At 45.2% G+C, this 21,433-nt stretch carries 14 protein-coding genes and 1 tRNA gene; 3 read left to right on the forward strand and 12 right to left on the reverse strand.

The genetic code is table 11. The features are described from left to right. Positions 1–9 precede the first annotated feature (9 nt). Positions 10–3,231: a SusC/RagA family TonB-linked outer membrane protein gene (locus tag QFZ51_RS29825; RefSeq protein WP_429051119.1), complete on the reverse strand. Its 3,222-nt coding sequence runs from the start codon at positions 3,229–3,231 to the stop codon at positions 10–12. A gap of 342 nt (positions 3,232–3,573) precedes the next feature. Here QFZ51_RS29825 and QFZ51_RS29830 point away from each other — a divergent pair, with 342 nt between their 5' ends. From QFZ51_RS29830 to QFZ51_RS29840, 3 genes are all read left to right on the forward strand, one after another. After that, positions 3,574–4,266, forward strand: a complete 693-nt coding sequence (locus QFZ51_RS29830) for a Crp/Fnr family transcriptional regulator (RefSeq protein WP_429051121.1) — start codon at positions 3,574–3,576, stop codon at positions 4,264–4,266. Between the two features lie 86 nt (positions 4,267–4,352). Beyond that, complete coding sequence (locus QFZ51_RS29835) at positions 4,353–5,318, forward strand: MBL fold metallo-hydrolase (protein WP_429051122.1); 966 nt, start codon at positions 4,353–4,355, stop codon at positions 5,316–5,318. A 95-nt stretch (positions 5,319–5,413) separates the two neighbouring features. Beyond that, on the forward strand, positions 5,414–6,049 hold the full coding sequence (locus tag QFZ51_RS29840; protein ID WP_429051123.1) for a class I SAM-dependent methyltransferase: 636 nt from the start codon (positions 5,414–5,416) through the stop codon (positions 6,047–6,049). A gap of 61 nt (positions 6,050–6,110) precedes the next feature. Here the strand turns inward: QFZ51_RS29840 and QFZ51_RS29845 are convergent, their stop codons facing one another. From QFZ51_RS29845 to QFZ51_RS29895, 11 genes are all read right to left on the reverse strand, one after another. Continuing rightward, positions 6,111–7,553, reverse strand: coding sequence for a pectate lyase family protein (locus tag QFZ51_RS29845; RefSeq protein WP_429051124.1), 1,443 nt, complete (start codon positions 7,551–7,553; stop codon positions 6,111–6,113). Between the two features lie 37 nt (positions 7,554–7,590). Then, complete coding sequence (locus QFZ51_RS29850) at positions 7,591–9,141, reverse strand: DUF5123 domain-containing protein (RefSeq protein WP_429051126.1); 1,551 nt, start codon at positions 9,139–9,141, stop codon at positions 7,591–7,593. Between the two features lie 34 nt (positions 9,142–9,175). Beyond that, positions 9,176–10,984: a RagB/SusD family nutrient uptake outer membrane protein gene (locus QFZ51_RS29855; RefSeq protein WP_429051128.1), complete on the reverse strand. Its 1,809-nt coding sequence runs from the start codon at positions 10,982–10,984 to the stop codon at positions 9,176–9,178. Positions 10,985–11,012: 28 nt separating this feature from the next. Continuing rightward, positions 11,013–14,492, reverse strand: coding sequence for a TonB-dependent receptor (locus QFZ51_RS29860; RefSeq protein WP_429051129.1), 3,480 nt, complete (start codon positions 14,490–14,492; stop codon positions 11,013–11,015). A gap of 206 nt (positions 14,493–14,698) precedes the next feature. Further along, complete coding sequence (locus tag QFZ51_RS29865; RefSeq protein ID WP_429051130.1) at positions 14,699–15,883, reverse strand: FecR family protein; 1,185 nt, start codon at positions 15,881–15,883, stop codon at positions 14,699–14,701. A 73-nt stretch (positions 15,884–15,956) separates the two neighbouring features. Next, on the reverse strand, positions 15,957–16,565 hold the full coding sequence (locus QFZ51_RS29870; protein WP_429051132.1) for an RNA polymerase sigma factor: 609 nt from the start codon (positions 16,563–16,565) through the stop codon (positions 15,957–15,959). A gap of 281 nt (positions 16,566–16,846) precedes the next feature. Further along, positions 16,847–16,917 (reverse strand) — tRNA-Gln (locus QFZ51_RS29875). Between the two features lie 104 nt (positions 16,918–17,021). Then, positions 17,022–18,062 carry a glycosyltransferase family 9 protein gene (locus QFZ51_RS29880; protein WP_429051133.1) on the reverse strand — a complete coding sequence of 347 codons (1,041 nt, stop codon included), beginning with the start codon at positions 18,060–18,062 and terminating at the stop codon, positions 17,022–17,024. 10 nt (positions 18,063–18,072) lie between these two features. Beyond that, positions 18,073–18,678: a DUF4254 domain-containing protein gene (locus QFZ51_RS29885; protein WP_429051134.1), complete on the reverse strand. Its 606-nt coding sequence runs from the start codon at positions 18,676–18,678 to the stop codon at positions 18,073–18,075. Positions 18,679–19,288: 610 nt separating this feature from the next. Then, positions 19,289–20,722 (reverse strand): APC family permease, encoded by a 1,434-nt coding sequence (locus QFZ51_RS29890; RefSeq protein ID WP_429051135.1) that lies wholly within the window; start codon positions 20,720–20,722, stop codon positions 19,289–19,291. A gap of 78 nt (positions 20,723–20,800) precedes the next feature. After that, the gene (locus QFZ51_RS29895) at positions 20,801–21,415 is read right to left on the reverse strand and encodes an OmpH family outer membrane protein (protein WP_429051137.1); all 615 of its coding nucleotides are present in this window, start codon (positions 21,413–21,415) and stop codon (positions 20,801–20,803) included. Positions 21,416–21,433 lie beyond the last annotated feature (18 nt).

Here is a 21,433-nt window from a genome sequence, read left to right on the forward strand (position 1 = left end):
CTTAATGGATTAAAAAGAAACATTCAGTGCCACGCCATAACTTTTCGTGTTGGGCGTTGTCCAGAAGTCGATACCTGCTGCATTCGACAAACCATTGCGGCTTCCCAGGTCCGGATCACTACCGGTGTAATTAGTAGACAACAAAAAGTTCCTGGCGGTCAGCGTAACGCTTGCTGCAGATATGTGGGCCTGCTTCAACAACTGTGCTGGTAAAGCATACGTAAGATTCACATCTTTGAGCTTTATCCAGTAAAGATCATGCTCCACATAAAGCCCCTGTATATTGAAAGTGTTACGGTACCATGCCTGCGACAGCACCGCTCCAATGGTATTGGGTTCTCCTTTTGAAGCAGTAACGCCATCAAAAACTGTGGTAGTACCTCTTGCAGCCGTGGAGGCATCCACTCCATTAAACACCATCTGCAACCGCGGTGCATTGAACAGGTCAAAGCCAAAGCGGCCATCCAGTAAAAATGAAAAGCTGAAGGAACCATATCTCAGTTCATTACGCAACCCCACATTAAAGTCAGGATTGGGATCGCCGATTTTTGTGAACGTAGTATTTACCAATGGATAACCGTAGCTGGCACTATTGGGATTATCATCGATGATGGGCTTCCCTGCTGCATTACGTTTTACATCAGTGCCGTAGAATACGCCGTAGGGTTGGCCTGCCTGACCCCTCGCCTCCATCCATATACCACCAAGACTCACACTGGAGATGTTATCGGCGATATAATTTACACGGCTGATGTTTTTGTTAAACAAAGCGGTGGCTGTCCATGAAAATTTCCGGCCGCTGACAATACGTTGCTGTAAGCTGGCTTCAACTCCTTTGTTAACGATGTTACCCGCATTAGTAAGCGTGTAGGCGGCACCGGTAGAGTAAGGCAGCGTAACCGGTATAATCTGATCTTTACTGCTGTTGTAATAATAAACTCCCTCCAGTTGTGTTTTATCATGGAAGAAATGCAGATCCACGCCTGCTTCCCAGGTGCTGATGCGTTCGGGTTTAAGATTGGGGTTGCCGATAGTAGCGCTGTAACTGAGTCCCTGCTTGCCATTGAATGGAAAACTAATTCCGCTCTGTATCCATCCGCTGCTGGTGGTAGGCACATAATAAGTTTCAAGAGAATAAGGATCTGCGTCATTACCTACCTGCGCGTAAGTGGCGCGTATCTTACCAAAATTCAGGATACTGTTATTCAGGTGAAGTGCGTCTGTAAAAATAAAACTTGTACTGGCGGAAGGATAAAAGAAAGCATTTTTACCTTTGGCCAGCGTGGAAGTCCACTCGTTCCTGCCGGTCAGCTCCAGGTATAACCATTTCCTGTAGTCCAGCTTTACATCTGCGTATCCGGCCACCAATTTTCTCCGGATGGTCTGATTAAATGTTTGGGTAGATGACGCATTGGCGATATTAAAATTACCAGGGATCGTTAAGCCGTCGCCACGGGTATTTACCTGGTTCTTCCAGGAATTATAATAGTTGTATCCCGCTACTACGGTAAGGTCCAGGTCTCTGCTAAGCTTCCGGTCTGCCACCAGTAAAACATCCAGGTTATTGTCTCTCCTGGAATAATTTACGTCATTGATGGTACCGGTACCTACGCCGGAGGTACCGCGACTAAAAGCGCCTTTCCTCACATCGGTATAGTTGTCGATGCCATAACGGGCAGTGGCTTTTAACCAGCTCGTAATATCCAGGCTGGCTTCTGCAAAAGTAATGAAGCGGTTCAGCTCATCGGTTTGCGGATTCATATTGAGCGACCAATACGGATTATCCCAGCCAATACCGTTCGCGTATGAACGGCTGTCGCCCCACGGCTTGCTGGTGGTAGCCGGCAGCTTATAGGATTCGGGATGCTCCCATGGTTCGGAGTAACCATTGGTAATGTCAAAGTTTGCCGGGGAATTGATCAGCGCACGAACAACGTTGGTATTAAAACCTCCCATTAGAGCCCTGTTACCGGCGCCATCTTTGATGTAATTGAGGCCACCGGATACTTTCAGCCGGTCGTTAACGGTATAGTCGCCGTTAAAACGGAAAGTATGCCGGAAGAAATCTGTTGTCGGAATAATACCTGTCTGTTTCAGGTTTCCATAAGAAAAATAATACCCGGCATTTCCTGTATTTCCATAAAAGCTGATGTTATGATCATTCGTATAGCCGTTAACGAAAAACTGCCCGATATTGTCATACCTGTTCACCGGTATGCCATTGGAGAGCGGGGAGCTTCGCCCTACTATCGTGCCGTTCTTATCAAAGTTGCTGGGCTGTGAGCTGTAAGTGAGTGTATCCAGCAATGCGCCCCAGTTTTCGTCGGAGCCGGTAGTGCCGGGTTTCACGTACTGTCCGCCGATGCCATTGGAAAAACTGGTTTGCCGTGGTTGCATACGGCGGTTTATTTTATCAACGGTAAATGATCCGCTGTAGCTCACCCCAAAAGATTTATCTGTAAGGGAACTGCCTCTTTTTGTGTTGATCACCACGGCGCCGTTCGATGCCCTGATGCCATACAATGCAGCCGCGGCGGGACCTTTTAAAACGGTTATGCTGGCAATGTCTGCACTGTTAATATCAATGCCCCTGTTGGATGGTGTAGCCAGGGATACACTGTTTGACACGGGAAGAATATCCTGGATAGAATTATCTACAGGTACGCCATCTAAAATAAATAACGGCGCATTATTTCCCAGCAGGGAACTGTTTCCCCTGATTTTTATGGTAGATGATCCACCGGGAGAACCACCGGAATTATTGATCTGCACACCAGCTACCTTTCCGCTGAGTGCTGCTACTATATTAGGTTCCCGGCTATCTTTCAATGCCGCGGCCTTTACTTCTCCCACACTGTAACCAAGTGATCGCGTGGCACTCCTGATGCCTACGGCCGTTACTACCACTTCAGATAATGCCTGCTGTTGTTCCAGCTTCACTACTTTGTTCAGGTCGTCTTTTGTAATCAGTACTTCCTGCGACTGATACCCAATAAAAGTAACGATGATGGTTTGCGGCAACTTCAACAGGCTTAGCTGGTAGGTGCCGGTAGCATCTGCGAGCGTGCCTGTGGCCCCGCCTTTGATACGCACGGATGCACCTGGTAGTGCTTCCTGTGTTTTATTATCAATTACTTTTCCTTTTAACAGCACAGGAGCCTGTGAATAAATGCTGGTGGTAAAGAATAACAAGGCAGCACTCAATAGTGTCTTTCGTAAATATTTGAACATACAAAGGGGAATTAGATGTTGGAAGAATGGGACAATACATGGTCATGATGACCACGCCAGGTGTCATTTAAATAATCGGATGTGCCAATCGGAAAGCCCTAACAACAACAGCAACACACGGATGTCACTGTATCCGCGTAAAATTTCCTGTTGCCTCTATTGTTGTACAATAGCTGATTCATTGTTGAAATGTTTATTAAACTGGTTGATCAGGTCGCCCCTGTAAGGCAACTTCAATAAAGAACACTAATTCAGATTTGCTTTGTATGGTGGGGACAAAGACTTTGGTGGTGGTAAATTCTATTAGTCTACTATTATTGTAGACAAATATACAACCGGGTTTTGGAAAACGCAAGCATCCAACAAAAAAAGTTTTCGGAGGGGCAGATTTCCTGCACCGGCAGGGCATTTCGCGGCTACAGAAAAAACTCGCGCGGGGAATATGGCTATTCTTTACTTTTGATTATGGTACATCCATTAAGAACGCATATAGAAACCGTCTGTAAGCTGACAGACGAAGAGTTTGAATATATTTTATCGCACTTTACTCCTTTAAAGCTGAAAAAACACAGATTACTGGTGAGAGAAGGTGATTGGGTGAAACACGAGTATTTTGTGCTAAAAGGCTGTCTTCGCTCCTATATTACAAACGCTGATTCGGGCAAGGAATTTACTTATCAGTTTGCAGCAGAGAACTGGTGGATATCGGAGCGGGAAGCTTTTTTAAAGCAAACACCGGCAACTACTGCTATTGAATGTATTGAAGATTGCGAGCTTTTGGGATTGAGCTATGAAAACCGGGGAAAATTAGGCCGGGAGATGTGGAAGTATGAACATTACGTAGCGGTGAAGTCAAATCTTGGATATGTAGCGTTGCAAAAAAGGCTGCAATTAATGATTATGGGTAGTACAAAAGAAAGGTTTGAAAATTTCGTGAAACAATATCCTAACTTGTATAGCCGGATACCCAAAGCTGTAATAGCTTCCTATCTGGGTGTTTCAAGAGAAACCATAAGCCGTTTATACCGTAAATAATGGCAGATTTGTCACATTTTTAAAGTGATAAATGCCCTCCTGCATGGAAAATAAATAGGGGAATTTTGTAGAATAATTTTATAAAAATGAAAGTTCTACATGTATTTTCCCTCAGAGGGATATTCGTATCATTGCTGCTGTTAAACGGTTTGCTTGCTGTAAGATCACAACCGGCAGCGCCTAAATTGCCGGCCCAGCCCGGGTTTTATTCTATGCAGTTAGGCGATTTCCAGGTAATTGCATTGTCCGACGGAACGATTCCTTTAAACCTTAACGGGCTGTTGCATGAAACCCGGAAAGGTGAAGTGCAGGAGCTGCTTCATCAAAACTTCCTTGACACTACTGTTGAAACCTCTATAACAGCTTATCTGGTGAGGAAGGACAATCAGCTGATATTAATTGATGCAGGATGTGGCAGCTTTCTCGGACCAACCCTGGGGAAACTAAAGACCAGTCTTCTTGCTGCGGGTTTTCATGCGGAAGATATCAGTGCCATATTGATTACACATCTTCATGCGGATCACGTTGGCGGACTTATAGACGGCGATAAAATCATGTTTCCTAACGCCACTATTTATATCAGCAAGCCGGAAGCGGCGTTCTGGTTAACATCTTCCAATAAACAAACCGCCAATAAAAGAGCGCAGCCTTTCTTCGACCCGGCACAGGCGGCTCTTACGCCGTATCAAAAAGCAGGTAAGATAAAATTGTATGATCCGGGTACATCAATTTTTCCGGGCATTTCGTCTATCAACACACCCGGCCATACTCCCGGTCATAGTTGCTACGCACTGGAAAGTAAAGGACAAAAGCTCGTTTTCTGGGGAGATGTTATTCATGCAGGCGCAGTTCAATTCGCCGATCCCTCGGTAACTATTGATTTTGATGTTGACTTATCCGCTGCAGCTGAAATGCGCCGGGAAACTTTTGAAGATGCAGCTAAAAGTGGCTACTGGATTGCGGCGCCGCATCTTTCCTTCCCGGGAATTGGGCATTTGCGCAGTAATGCACAGCATTATCAATGGCTCCCCGTCAATTATTCCATTAATTAATTAGTTTTTAACAGCGTAAAGCAATTATCCAGTAATGCAACAATGTTGCACTACTGGATAATTGCTTATCTTTATTCTCAAAAAGCTGGTTTATCATGGAAAATTTCTGGGAATCGAGTTTTATTGAAAAGCAAGAGATGTGGGGGTTTGAGCCATCCGAATCTGCCATTTCAGCAAAAGAATTTTTCTTAAAAGAAGGTATCAAAGACATACTGATCCCTGGTATCGGGTATGGCAGAAATGCCAAATTATTTGTAGACAACGGTATCAAAGTAACGGGCATTGAAATCTCCAAAACAGCCATTGATCTGGCAAAAGGCCATTATGGAGATCAAATGAAGATCTATCATGGTTCAGTAACCGAAATGCCGTTTGATCAGCATTTATATGAGGGCATCTTTAGCTACGGACTAATTTATTTGCTGGATAGCGAAGAACGGAAAAAGTTTATCCGTGATTGTTATAATCAATTGCAGCCGGACGGATACCTCTTCTTTTCAGTTATTTCAAAAAAATCTCCTAACTATGGAATGGGTACACAAATAGGCAAAGACCGCTTTGAAGCTACAAAAGGAGCCCAAATATTTTTCTATGACGATGAATCCGTAAAAGAAGAATTCGGGAAATATGGATTGGTAGATTTCTTTGAAATTGATGAACCCAATAAAATGATGCCGGGCAAACCTGCCTTCCGGTTTATCATTATAAAATGTAAAAAAGAACGCGCTTAAAGAAAAGCCCCGTCCTGAAAATACAGGGCGGGGCAGTAACTAACTGTTATGGCGGCATATACTACCGGCGTGTAAGACTGTTCAGATAATTTTCCAGGTTGGTATAACCATTGGCAGCATATCCGTTGCGATCAGCCGCATCATTGGGGTTAAGGCCGTTAGCCGTTTCATAACCGTCGGGCATCCCATCATGATCGCTGTCGGCAGGCGCCGGCAAAGACGTTAACGCTGGCCAGGCATTTACGGTTTGACTGTATGGTGTTCCATGAGGATAACCGCCCTGCACATCAATGATACCACCGGTTCTGTTGCGCACATCATTTACTATTCGCTGATCGAGCGTATCACGGCCCGGTAACGAACAACCCGCACGCTGTAATACCGATTCAAAAGCATCTGCTGCTGGTTCCGTATTCACCGCATAACCATGATTAAATGGTGTGGACACCAGTACCTGTGCAGGATTAGTGGTACTCACCCCCGCAGTGTTATCAGCAGTGTTACCCGGCGAGCCATCTACATAATTCCCATTCACATACCATTTTCCAAAGGTAACCGTGGCACTGTTACTGGGATTGCAAATGCGGTACTTTACCCCGCTTCCCGTATTGGGACCGTATTTATAATAGTTATTGACGACGTTATAGTTTCCACCTTCCCCACCATACACCGTGTTGATCCCCCAATTGTAAAGCACATTATTCCGGAAGTCTACATTCTCTATTCCCAGGGTAGAAGGCGTATAAGTGGTGATACCGGCAAAGCGTGGATTACGGTTGCGGCAATGCGCTATCAGGTTGTGATGCATGCTCCCTCTTTTCGCGCCCCATATACCACCATAACCATGACGCTCATAATCGGTATCCCCCGTTTCAAAATGGTAGGAATAATTTAGCGGCTCCGAGATCATGCACCATTGAATAGTGAGGTTGTCGCCACGGTAAATAGTCAGCGCTTCATCGTTGCTCCAGCTGGCGGTGACGTGATCCACAATAATGTTGCTGGGACCCGTGCCACCAAAAGCATCATCACCACCACTGCCGTCTACCGGGTTACCATTTGCATCCAGTTTCTGCTGATTCTTATCGCCCAAACGGAAACGCATATATCGAATGATAACATTGTCGCCGCTGATATGCACGGAATGATCCGCCACGCAAATCCCGTCACCCGGCGCTGTTTGCCCTGCTATAGTAGTATTGGCTTTTATACTGAGACCGGAATTGAGATGGATGGTACCTGAAACACGGAACACCACGGTGCGGTAAGTAGCGGGCGCTGTTAAAGCGTAACGCAGGCTCCCTACCAAACCGTCGTCCAGCAGATTGGTTACTTCAAGAACGGTGGTTGGCACTGTGGCCGTGCCCCGTCCTCCTGTGGTAAACATGCCTGCTCCTTCAGCCCCGGGGAAGGCTGGCTGCTGCGCATACAAAACAGGCGTCTTGAATAAAGACAGCAATACTAGCAGGTAACTCGCCAGCGGCTTGATTCTGGTATACAACATATAAGAGATTTGCTGTTTTCAAATTGATGAAAAAAATTTATCTCCACCTGGGATCGCCGGTACTGTTCCGGCCAGGATATGCATTATCTGCAATTTTGAAATCGCCAATACCAGGCGCCTGCCACAACTGTAGCGCCGGACGGGTATAGGTGATGATGTTCGGGAAATCATTACCGGCCGACAAGTGATCGGACGTACGATAGTTATTACTGGCCCCAACCACAGTGCCGGCGCCCGCCCTCACATCTTTGACGGTAATAGCGCCTTTGCTGTCTTTCCCAATCCCGAAAATGCAATTGCTTACTGTAATTCCATTAGCCACCTCATTGGCATTATAATCAACATAATAATTTTTGCTGTTACCCAGCGGCGCCTCACTAAATGTGCAATCCGATATGAGTACCGCAGCGGAACCCTGCGCGCTGGCAATCACGCCCTCTACTTTGTAAATAGTGCTGTTGGTGATGGAAATATGATTGATCCTGCTGGAAGCACCGATATTCAATATAAAATAATTGCCTATACTGTCAATGATACAATTATCGATAATAAAATCATTGACGTTGGTAGTGCCCGATTGAAGCCTTACCATGCCCCGGAATATTTCTGCACGGCTGTTAACGAATTTTATTTTGCCCACAGTGGCGCTGTTACTGTTGTTAAATACATAGCGTCCTCCGTAATTATCTCCCAACAAATAAATGTCATTAAATTCAAGAGAATCAATTACCGTCCCGGCTTCAAAATTGAAATTGCTGGTAAAGAAAATCTTCGCCTGCGTGGTATTGGAGAGGTCCGGAGCGCTCATGATAACAAGCGATTTATTTAGGCTGACCGTGGAAGATATATTATAGGTTTCCCCTCTTTTCAGCAACACCGTACTACCGGAAGGAATCAGCGGCAACGTATCAGCCAATACACCGGGTCGTCCGGTGATGGCGGTTAAATCTACAATAGTACCTGAAAACGGCGCTTTGGTAGTAAAATCCGCAAATCCCCTTTCTTCGTTGCCACTATACAGGAATATAATGTACCGGGTAGAAGCTTCCAGGCCTTCGGCTACTTTGAACTCGTTCACCAGGTCCCCTGCAGTTAACGCGACAGTTGATACCAGGGCATTATCAGCAGCCTTCACAATTTTTATGGACGTTACGGCAGCACCTTTTGTTGTCCAGCGTACCCGCACCGAATTATACGTGATATCGTCGATACCCGGCACTTTCAATATGGATGACAAGGTTTTAACAGCGCCCAGGTCAGACCATTTTGAATTGAGCAATGTATCAGCAGCAATGGCCTTTACCCGTACCTGGTATAATTGGTTGAACAATAACTTTTTCACGACAGCTGCATTCGTATCTAATGACAACGACAAATCGGTAGTCCGGAAGGTATCCCGGCTTAACTCTAATGCATAAGCAGCAGCGCCCGCAATTTTTTGCCAGGACGCAACAACCGTGTTGGAATCGGCGGTTAACTCACCGGCAATCACTGGTCTGAATAACCTCGATGGCACAGTGTCGTCCTTCTTTTTGCAGGATATATAAATACAGGAAGTTATTGCAAGAATGACAGAAATCTTTTTCATAAATTGACTTATTTCCCCGGAAAAAATGTGCTAATTAATAACCATATTCATTCTTCAACGTACCCAAACTGTTCGATATCACAGAACTGTGTAGAGGCAGAACGTAGCGTACCGGTGTATTCCCCGTATTATCACCATATCCTCTCCATTGCCAAAGTGTATAATTCGCGGGGCCATCGGTGGTTGTATTCCACAGGTTGCGCATCCAGTTTATTTTGATATTGTATTCAGCCGGAACAACACCGGATACTTTCTGGAACCGGTTTAGAAAGGAAAGGGTCTTGTCGCTGTTCCGTTTTGCATACAGGTAGTCGGCAAGATGGCTGTATATACCAACACCCGCTATCGCGTCCTGCCCCATCTGGTTCAGCACTTTCCTGGTTTCGGCAATTTGTTTCCCGTACAGGTTCCATCTTACCAGGTCAAACTTCCGCACCATTTCACCGCCCAGTTCCCAGGCACGTTCATTCACAATAGCATTAAAGAACAATTGCTTGCTTCCGCCAACGGCAGTAATATAAGTTTCTACTTTATCCCCCCACAACGCAGGAGGAAAAGCGCGCTGGCGAACTTTGCGTAAGGCATCCTTTGCATCGCTGGTAGGGCCATACAGTTCATTCTCACTTTCTGCCAGCATTAACAGCACATCGGCATAACGCATCAGCGGCCAGTTAATACTCGTGCCTTTTGATGATGATGGCCCCAGCGGTGTAGGCACCAGCATACGGTTCCATTTGTTTATAGTGATAGAAGTAGGCCCTGTGGATACCTGTGCCAATGTATCGTTATAAGCAATGATGGAACAGGTGGCAGCAAGCCGGAGGTCGGTTGTATCAAATGAGTAATAATAAGTAGGCGTAAGGCTCATTTGAATGGTGGTAGCGCCAAATGAATGATAACTGATTCCATTCGTTACACCTACTCCCACGCACCAGCCAACATCCCCAAAACCAGGGGCATAGGCCACTTCGTACAATATGTCACTGTTTAATGGTTTAATGTATTTGTTCTCATTCATAAATACAGTAGCAAAATCGGTTAACATTCTTGGCTTCATGCTTACTAATTTTTTACTGTAGGTATTAGCTATCTTATAATATTCCTGGTAATCATCTTTCCGTTTCATGGTCATATCAGGATAAAGCCAGTAACCACCACGGATAAGCGATAGCCGGGCAATTAAACCCATTGCAAACTCCCGGTTAATACGCTCAATGCCATTATCCAGCTGATCTGCCCATTGCATTTTTGATTCAATGCCTATCAGGTCGTTGATCAAAAAAGTCAGGATAGAATCCCGTCCCGTCTTGGGCAGGTAAAAATTATCCCCGGCGCGGGATGGTTTGATACTAAAAGGCACATCTCCCCAGTGATGCATCAATAACATATACCAATAAGCCCGCAAGACTTTTACTTCTCCCAGCAAATTGAGATACGTCGCATTTGTTGGATCTTTTACCAGGGAAATGGTGGTTAATCCATGTTCACATTCATTGGCTTTATTGATAGCGCTATACGCGTTGTTCCAAACGGTGAGCAGGTCGTTGTTGGAAGTAGTAGCTTCAAATGACCACAGGTCACGGCGCGCGCCATCGGGCGAAGCACTTACCGAATTCCCTACTTCCACGTCGGTATTACCGGCAAAAAGTGTGGACACACGCGATGTAAACGCATCCTGGTTAAACATCGCATATACCATGTTCACTGTTTTCGTGGCGTCCGGCTCAGAGCCAAAAACATATTCTTCAGAAAACCTGGAAGCAGAATCAGATGTGAGATATTTCTTGCAGGAAACAAGCAGCAGAAATAATATAACGGTGGAAAAATATAAAGGACGTTTCATTGTTTTTTTATTAATGTCATGCTAAAAGTCAGAAGGTTACATTTACGCCCACAGTATACGAGCGGCTTTTGGGAAAGCCCGAGTAGTCTACTCCCGGCACCAGCTGATTATAACCATTGCTCCTTGTAGTGCTAACTTCCGGATCGTATCCGCTGTATTTTGTCCATACAAATGCGTTGTACACCGTGGCGTATATCCTGCACCTCGTCATGTAAGCGTTGGAGATTATTTTTTTGGGTAAAGAATATCCCAATGACAGTGTATTTAAACGCAGGAAAGATCCATCTTCAACAGCCCCTGAATGGAAATAAGGCGATGCAGTACCCATTGAAAAGGGCGACCAGGTTTTAGGATTAGGATTCAATGCTGCAAGCTCTTTCAGATCTGTCACCAGGTTACCCTGCGCATCGATATAGTGGAAGCGGTTGTCGTAGCTGGAAGTGCTCAACATGTTACCATAAGTGGTTCTGTAAAGCATGTTGAAAGAAATTTTGCCGGTGTTATAAACGTCATTACCGTACACCCAGTTAAAAATAGCCGACAGGTCAAACCCCTTATAAGTAGCATTCAATCCGAAACCGCCGGTAGCCCTTGGCAATGCGCTGCCGATAACGGTACGGTCACTGGCATCAATAACGCCGTTGCCATCAAGGTCTTTTAACTTCAGCACACCCGGCCGCAAACTGATCCCGCCTAAGTCCTGCTGAGCGGCGCCTTCCTTCACGATGTATTTCCTCGCTACCGGATCGTAAGAACTGAAATCATCAACGATATACATACCGTTCTCCACATATCCATACATCAAACCGATGGTGCGGCCAACCATCAACCTGTAATCGTCAATGCCTTTCAGATCGGTACCGGCCCAGTTAGAGTTGAACGACCGCTCGTCTACTCCATCCAGTTTATCAATTCTTGCACGATTGATGCCTATATTAAAATTGGCGCTTAACCGGAACGCTTTCTTATTGATGATATCAGTGTTCAGCGCCAGTTCAATACCGCGGTTAGAGGTTTGTCCTATGTTTCGTTGCTGCGTGGAGAAACCCGTCGTTTGCGGAATGGCAGATTGCACCAGCAGGTCTTTAGTGGTGTTGTGGTAAAAGTCGAGCGTTGCCGATATCTTATTATTGAAAAGATCGAAATCGAAACCAACGTTACGGGTAACGGTAGTTTCCCATTTAACATCCGGGTTTGTTAACTGTGAGCTGGCATAGGTGTAATACGGATTGGGTATGTCACCGGCGCCATAAGGACGGTTACTGCTCGGTGCAAATAAAAGCCGCCACTGGTCAGATGCAATATTGTTGTTACCTACAATACCATAGCTGGCCCTGAACTTCAGATCAGAAACAAACTTTACATTGTTCATGAATTCCTCCGAAGAAATACGCCAAGCAAACGAAGCCGCAGGGAATATTCCCCACTGTTTTCCAGGCGCAAAGCGTGTTGAACCATCGTAGCGCGCCGTTACATTCAAAATATATTTTTCATCGAGCTGGTAAATGGCGCGGCCGAAAAATGAAGCGGTTTTGTCCGGAGCAATTTCCGTTGTGCTGTGGATATCTTGTGTGCCCAGGCCCATTGTGGCAAACAGCTTCTCAGGCGTAATATCCATACTAAAATATTTCGCCCGGTTATACTCTTCAAAACCTTTTCCTCTTGACAGTATCTCCTGCCCTACCAGCAAATTCAGGTTGTGGCGGGAACCTTTCTCCCATTGATAATTAAGGGTATTTGTCAGGCGATAATCCTGCAACCGTGTTTGCGTGATTTCTCCCAATGGCAGGTTGCCGCCTTCGTTCCTGGCGGTACCGGTTAAAGGTCCGTAGTAACGGCGGTTCTCTGAAAAAGTCATTCCTAAACTATATTCAGAACGGTAAGTAATATTTTTGGTGATCAGCCAGGAAGCGCCGGCATTCACGTTAAAAATGCGGCTGGTACGCTTGCGGTAATCCTGTGTGGATAATTCCAATGGATTTATCAGGTTGCTCAAAAACTGTTCATAGTCATCACTGCTGCCGGGATCAATAATAATCATATCGGCAATTCCATTTACAGGACGCGTGGTGATACCATCTCCGATGCGAAAGCTGGCGCCCCCGGCCGAACCCGCGCCATTTATAACAGGATGCGTATAACGCATGGATATATCGAGCTTCAGGGCTTTGGAAATATCATGATTCAATTTAAAGTTCAGATAATTGCGTAAATAGTTGTTACTGGAAATTAAACCTGATTCTTTATTGTAAGTGTAGTTCAGGGAAAATTTTGTGTGGTCATTTCCACCCGTCAGGCTGATATTATGCTGTTGGGAGAAAGCAGGGCTGCCATACAGTTCGTCCTGCCAGTCGGTTCCTTTCTGGGATTTGTAGATGTCCAGGTCATCGTAAACACCGAAGTATTTGGTGAAATTATCAACGTCGCTCTGGCTTCTCAGCCTTGCATACTCATATTGCGCAAGTACAAATTCGTACGGGGAAAGCACTTCCAGTTTACGTGGCAACTGCCTCGCCTGGGCAAAGCCGTTATAGGAAATAGTAGATTTACCACCCTTGGCACTTTTCGTGGTAACAATTACAACACCGTTAGCGCCTGCTGCGCCATATATGGCAGCGGTGGCCGCATCTTTCAGGATATCGATACTGGCTATGTCAGATGGCGCAATGTCATTAATATTATTCACCCTGAATCCATCCACAATAAACAACGGATCGTTACTACCGGTAATAGAGCCCCCGCCACGAACACGTATTACAATCTCCGCTCCGGGTTGCCCGTCAACCGTAGTAACCTGTACACCAGGCAGCCGCCCCGTGAGCGCCTCCGCTACATTGGCTACCGGCGCTTTTTCCAGCTGCGCCCCGCTGATGGAAGACACTGTGCCGGTTAAGTTCTTTCGCTTTATACTCTGGTACCCGATCACCACCACTTCATTCATGTTCTTATTCTCTTCCTGGAGCATAATAATGATGGGCGACTTGCCGGTAGCAACAATTTCTTTCGACTGGTAACCAACATAAGAAACATACAGTCTTGCGTCTGGCCGGGAAACATTCATACTAAAGTTTCCGGCTTCATTGCTTAACGCTTTATTATTAGTTCCTTTCTCTACTATAGTAGCGCCCGGAAGCGGCTCCTTATTGCTGCCGGTTATGGTGCCGTTTATGGGGATAGCCGTACCGCCGCGGGAAGGTGATGTCCCTTTAGCAGGCAGCTTTTCTGATACCACAATAGTTTTTTCCACAATGGAATAGGTGAATGGCAATTGTGAAAAGCAAAGTGCTAACGCCTGTTCAAGTGTGGCGTTGCCAACAACAACCGTCACCTTGTTTGCATTATTGAGAAGGCCGTCAACATAAAAGAAGGCATAACCCGTTTGACGGGTTATCTCGCGGAATACTTTCTCAACCGGGGCGTTTTTTTCATTCAGGATAATTCCCTGTGCAGAGATCTTAGCGCCCGCCTGCAGGTAAACCATGACCAGCAAGGCAAAGGTTAGTTTCATAACTTTCTGGAATTTATCGCCGGCACCGGGACATAACGGGGCGGCGGGAAAGCATCTCTTTAACGATGCTTTTCCAAAGACAATCGATGACATAATTTATTCCTCTTTTGGTTGAAGAAAATAGTGGTGCTACATTTTTTACCTCAAAATTTTTCTGGTATTCAGGACTTCGTTCTTATGATCCGGCAGCTGCAGCACCGGTTTCATTACTGTTTAACTACAATGTTTTTCCCGTGGATTTCAAAACGTACTTTATTGGTTAATTCTAAAATTTTAAACAACTGTTCAGCATTGGCGCTTCTGGAAATCTGTCCTGAAAAGCGCGCTGAAATACCTCCCTTATACTCAATCTGGATATCATACCATCTTGCTGCCTGCCGTAAAACCGTTTCAATATCGGCCGCCTTGAACTGAAACATGCCGTTCTTCCATGCGATCACTTCTTCCGTATTTACATCGTCCTGCAACTTAATATCCCCGTTAGTGATAACCGAGGCCTCCTGTCCGGGTTTCAGCCTGCTGGCTTGTTTTCCGCTGGTAACTTTTACACTTCCCTCCAACAACGTGGTACGGATTACAGATTCATCTTTATAACTATTGATATTGAAATGCGTTCCTAACACTTCCACATCTATACTGTTTACTTTCACATGAAAGGGCATCGACCCATTCCTGGCTACTTCAAAATATCCTTCGCCGGTTAACTCCACCCTTCTTTCCTTTCCTGAAAAATTTGAAGGATACCGTAAGCTGGAAGAAGCATTCAGCCAAACTTTGGTACCATCTGCCAATGTAAGCTGGTATTGGCCTCCCCTGGGTGTAGTGATGGTATTATATACAATTTCCGCAGGCGTAGTACCCGTTATTTTATAAGATACCTGCCCGTTACCTGATTTAATAATTTTTGCCTGTCCTTGTTGCAGCAACATTCCTTCCGTTAAGCTGTCGAGCATCACCTCTGTACCATTGCCTAATTTTAGTACCGCCTTGTTGCTGCCGGGCGGAATCGGGATGTTCTTGTCAGGCACATTTGCCTGTGCCACTTCATTTTTCAATGGCGTCTTTAATACAAACCACCAGTAACCTACTCCGGCAAGTGCCAGCGCAAAAACAGCCGCAGCAGCCATTCTTTTTAAATAAAGGGAAAATGTTGGCCTTCTTTTTCCATCCGCCTTAATATGTTGCTGCAAGTGATTTTTTATGCCTTCCAACACTTTATTATCAGGCTCCCCTTCCAGCGCGTGTTCCTTCAATTCGGTATCAATAATCGCTTCCAGCTGGCTTTCATTCTCCGGTTCTTTTAACATCTGGCTGAAAATCTTCCATTCCTGTTCAGTCATCCTGCCTGTCAGATATTTATCTAATAACTCCTGAAAAATATTGTTCTCCATAAACATTCAATTCAATTCCAAAAAGCAGCTGTATTATTAAAGACGCATAGCTAAACCAAAAGGGGACGTTGGTTTAAAAATAAATATGTGCAGGTCCATCAAAGAGGAGGTAAACAATTGATAAAAGCATCGTTATATCTAAATGACCGCTGATATAGGTTCTGAGAAAACCAAGCGCACGGCAAATATATTTCTTCACCGCTTCCTTTGATACCTGCATGTTCTTCGCTATTTCTTCATGAGACAAGCCCAGGTCGCGGCTCTGCAGATATGCGGTCTTTTGTTGCTGCGGCAATTGCTCAATCGCCCTCGCTATCAATTCCGACAGGTTTTTCTGTGATAAAATTTTATCGGGGAGATAATTTTTCTCTTCAATTTCCCATTCATCACGACTAAGGGGTAATTCTGTCTTCTTTCTCAGGGCGCTGATAATATGATTACGGGCGATAATAAACAAAAATGAGTCAAAACGTTCTACCCCGGAAAGCTTGTTTCTTTCCTGCCAGATCTTCAAAAACACATCCTGCACAATGTCCTGTGCCTGACAGGATGATTTTACATAACTCAGGGCCTGCCAATAGATGTTATTCCACTTCTGTGCTACAAGCACTGCAAAGGCCTTTTCGCTGCCTTCAGCAATTTGCCGCAGTAAAAGCCTTTCATCCATTGCATTTATGTTCATAACGTGAATTTTGCTATTAGGTTACCTGTGGAATTAAAAGGGAAATTAAACATTTGTCTATTTAAACAAGCTAAACAAGCCGGAAACCTACGGGAACGATTGCGTAAATAAAGTGGGAGAATAAAAAATGATGGGGATGGATGGGAATAACTTGCTTTACCTTTCTTTTTTATAACAGGGACGACGGCGGAAGAAATGCAGGTAAAAAGAAAAAGCCTTTTTTAACACCCCTATGATTACCTGGATCATAACGAAAGCTAAAAAAGGCCTGTGATATTTTGTTGCCCAACCAGGATTCGAACCTAGACAAACAGAACCAAAATCTGTCGTACTACCATTATACTATTGGGCAATACCCTTATTGTTTGGGATGGCAAAAGTATAACTTTTTTTATTTCTGCAAAAAAAACTTGCAATATTTTTAAAATATCCTTCAGAATCCTTTGCTGCAAAGACTTATAAAACTATCTCATTCACTTTTTCCGCTATCTGTGCTGGTTTTATCCACTCCATACAGGCGTAATCCCCTCTGAAGCAGGGTTTATTACCGAATACGGAACAGGGCCGGCATGGCAGGTCATGAACCTGGATAGCATTTTCAGGCGACTGCCCATACCCCATAAATCCGGCAAAAGGGTGGGTGGCGCCCCAAACAGATACTACCGGCACCCCAAAGAGGGAAGCGAGGTGCATATTGGCTGAATCCATGCTGATCATCACATCCAGCTGGCTGATGATAGCCATTTCCTCCTCCAGGGAAAAACGCCCTGCCGCCACAATTACCTGCGGATACTGGGCTGCCAGCTGCGTAAGCAATAACACCTCCTGCTTTCCACCGCCTAAAAGAAACACCTGTATCCCCTGTTCCTGCGCCAGCATACCCAAAACGGCCGCCATTTGCTCTAAAGGGTACATTTTTTCGCGGTAAGTGGCAAAAGGAGCCAGTCCTACCCATTTTTTATCCTTTTTTGCACCAGTAACCACGGTCAGCGTTCCGGGCAACGCACGGGGCTGAAAAACGGGTTTGCGGCCCATTTCACAGCAAAGCCCCAGTTGCCGGAATACTTTCGCATACCTTTCTATGGTACTGGTTAACTGCTGCAATACCTTGTTGTCCTTCCGGGTCAGCGCCTTCTTTTCTGCGCGGCCTTTGTCAATAGCCGCTACGGGTGTACCGCTCAACCGGAAAAAAGTCCGGATGATCTGGGACCTCAGCACATTGTGCAGGTCTGCCACGGCAGTAATCCGGTGCGCCTTTTTTAATTCACGGAACAAACGATACAGCCCCTTTACCCCCTTATGAATACCTTTTACATCTGCCGGGAAAAAGGTCAGCCGCGAAATACCCGCGCATAAAGCGCCCCAGTTCCGGTTGGTCACAAAAACAATCTCCACATCCGGATTTTCATCCAGCACCTGCTTCATCACAGGAATGGTCATGGCTACATCGCCCATAGCAGACAACCGGGTAACCAATATCGTTTTAACTGCGCCCAAGTAGGAAGATTTATTTTTCGTTTTTGTATAAAACCGGGTTCAGGGAAGGATCATTATACATCTTCATTTGCTTGTATACCTTCATGAACTTTTTACCGGCGGCAATATCGGCCAGCAGCGCCTCAATGGCGGAACTCAGGTCCTGTTGCTGCTCCAGCAGGATATCCAGCTTGCGCTGGCACGCTGCACGATGTTCTGGTGTGGCATCCGCACGGGTGGCTTCTTCCTGCATGTGATAAATTTTCAACGCCAGAATAGACAAACGGTCTATTGCCCAGGCCGGGCTTTCGGTATTAATACCAGCATCCGCAGCAGGCGCCGTTTTGCCATATTTTTCCAGGAAATAACTGTCGATGTATTCCACCACATCCGTGCGCTCCTGGTTGGAACGGTCTATCCAACGCTTAATACCCAATGCTTCTACGGGATCAATCTTCGGATCGCGGATAATATCCTCCAGGTGCCACTGCACCGTGTCTATCCAGTTTTTCAGGTAAAGCAGGTGCTCAATGCTGCTCTTTTCATAGGGATTGGAAATGGCCTGATGCACATCGTTGTGCTCATGGTAGGCCACGATACTCTGGTTAAATATCTTATTGCACAATTGTGTAAACATGCCGCAAATGTACAAAGGCTGGCGACAAAAAAGAAGCGCATGGTAGAGACCATACGCTTATTGTAAAAGATTGTCATGTGAATGTTCGAGAATGCAAATCGTGAAGGCTTTCAATGGTTATCTTGGGGTTGAGATGCCGTCAAGGTTATACCACCTTATTTTCCTTTTTTACCTTGTAATGATGTAATCACACCATATCGGCAAATAATATTTTTATGATTGTTTGTTTTTGAATATTTTTTGAATGCAGTAAAAATCAATCACTCTAATGGCTAAACGTTTTATTGAGGGTGTTCTAAAATGCTATAGCTGTTAACAAATTACCAGATCACTAATTACAGGGGCCAGGATCACAGACGTTATATTTCATAAACCTGGAGTGGCCTCTTACCACTACTTTTTATGGGAATCTTCTGCTAATGTTGACAACTTCATTTGTTTAATTCTACTCAAATAGTACCGGGTTTTCTAAAATTATCAGGGTTTAAGGTGGACATCTTTATGTCCGTGTGTCTTAGTGCAAATTAAAAGGGGCCACTGCATTTTGCACTGCAGTGGCCCCCTTTTTTTATACAACGTTTGTGGTAATTACAAGGTTTTCTTGTCCAAATTAGCTTTTGGTGGTAGCCGGTCGCGTAATCTTGGTAAGATAAAACAGCGGAATACCCAATAAAATAATTCCCAGTCCGGGTAAAGTATAGTTGGTTTCAAATACCAGCAACAAAGCTGCCAGCGATAATGCCACTATGATATAGATCATTGGCAGTACCGGGTAACCAAAAGCTTTGTAGGGTCTTTCTATCTCCGGGCGTTTCTTTCTTAAAATAAAAATTCCGAGGATCGTCAGCACATAAAATATCAATACCCCGAAAATTACCAATGCCAGCAAGTCGTTGTACCTGCCTGTCAAACACAACATGGATGCCCATGCGCACTGGATCCACAAACCATACGCGGGCACGCTGTGCTTATTTAGCTCACCTGCTTTTTTAAAGAACAATTTATCTTCCGCCATCGTGTAATAGATCCGCGCACCCGATAAAATCAACCCGTTATTACAACCAAAGGTGGAGATCATGATCATCACTGCAATAATAATAGCGCCGCTGGAACCAAAGATCTTCGCCGCTGCAGCCACCCCAACACGGTCGTTGGCAGCAAACGCAATTTCATTCAGTGGCAGCACAGCCAGGTACATCAGGTTACAGCTCACATAAATAATGGTTACAATCAGCGTTCCCAGGAAAAGGGAACGGCCGATATTTTTAGAAGGATTTTTGATCTCTCCTGCAATGAAGGTCACATTGTTCCAGGCATCACTGGAAAACAACGAGCCTTTCATGGAAACCGCGATGGCACCAAACAACGCCAGCCCTGATAAAGCTGCCGTTACCACCGTCCCGTTCTGTGATGAAACCGCAGCCGCATCCCACGCATGCTGCCAGTTGGCCTGCCAGATCTCAGACTTCGCCCCAAACAGTAACCCGAAAATAATGAGTCCGAATAAAGACAACAGCTTCGCCAATGTAAATACGGTTTGTATCAGCTTACCGTGGTGCACACCACGTGTATTTATAAATGTTAGTAAGATGATAGATACGATAGCGACTATCTGCGCCGCAGAAATCTGCACAATACCGGCGTCCAGCAAAATGTTCTTCTCACTGAAACCCGGTATCAGGTAAGCAGTAAACTTTGCAAAGGCAACCGCCACAGCGGCAATGGTGCCGGTTTGAATAACACCGAACTGCGTCCAGCCAAATAAAAAGGCGATAAAAGGATTGTAGGCTTCCCGGAGATATACATACTGGCCGCCGGCTTTGGGGAACATCCCTGATAATTCGCCATAACTCATGGCTGCAATCAGCGTAACAAAGCCCGCCAGTACCCACATAGCGGTTATCCAGCCTGCCCCTCCCACGCTACGGGCAATTTCTGCTGTTACAATAAAGATCCCGGAACCTATCATAGATCCGGCAACAATCATAGTAGCATCTAATAGGCCCAGGGATGGCTTGAATGATTTAGTTTGGTTGATTTCCATATTGATATTTATAAAAAATCCCGGCTCATAAGGGAACCGGGACTATAAGATAGAAAAAATTTCTGATGGTTTATTCGCTTATTTGGCAGGAGTGGCGGCGCTGTTATTATTCATTCCTTTAATAACGTCCGGTGTTACATCGTAAGCCGGATCTTTATACAGGATGTTGCTGGCGGTACTGCGGTAAGAGAAGATATACGCAAAACGCTTGTCGGCGTTAAATGATTTCAGGAAATCATCCAGTCTCTTCTGCAGTTCTTCATTAAACTTAGTTTCCTGCTCGGTATAACTGGCACGCAGGTTCTGCGCTTCCTGCTCTAACTGCTGTTGTTTAGACATCAGGCTGCGTTGTGCTGCCTCTCCCTGTTCCTGGGTAAGGGTAGATGCTCTGCGTTGCAGGTCTTCATACTCACTCTGCAATGCACGGGCCTTGCCTTTCAGCTGGTTGTCCATCTGCTGTTGCTTCTGCTCCAGTAAGCCTCTTTTTTCCTTGAAATACTCAAAATGCGCTTCCAGTGAATCCAGATCTACATAAGCAATTTTAAAACTACCCGCAGCAGGAGTACCGCTGTTTGCCGCACTTGATGCAGCTGGTGCACTGTTACCAGCTTTATTTCCCTGGCAAGACATCAATAAACCGGCTGAAAATGCCGCTAATAATCCTTTATTCACTAATTGTTTACAAGTGCGCATGTTAATAGGTGGATTTGC

Origin of the sequence: Chitinophaga sp. W3I9, from assembly GCF_050434025.1 — a bacterium.
In the GTDB taxonomy this organism is placed as follows: Bacteria; Bacteroidota; Bacteroidia; order Chitinophagales; family Chitinophagaceae; genus Chitinophaga.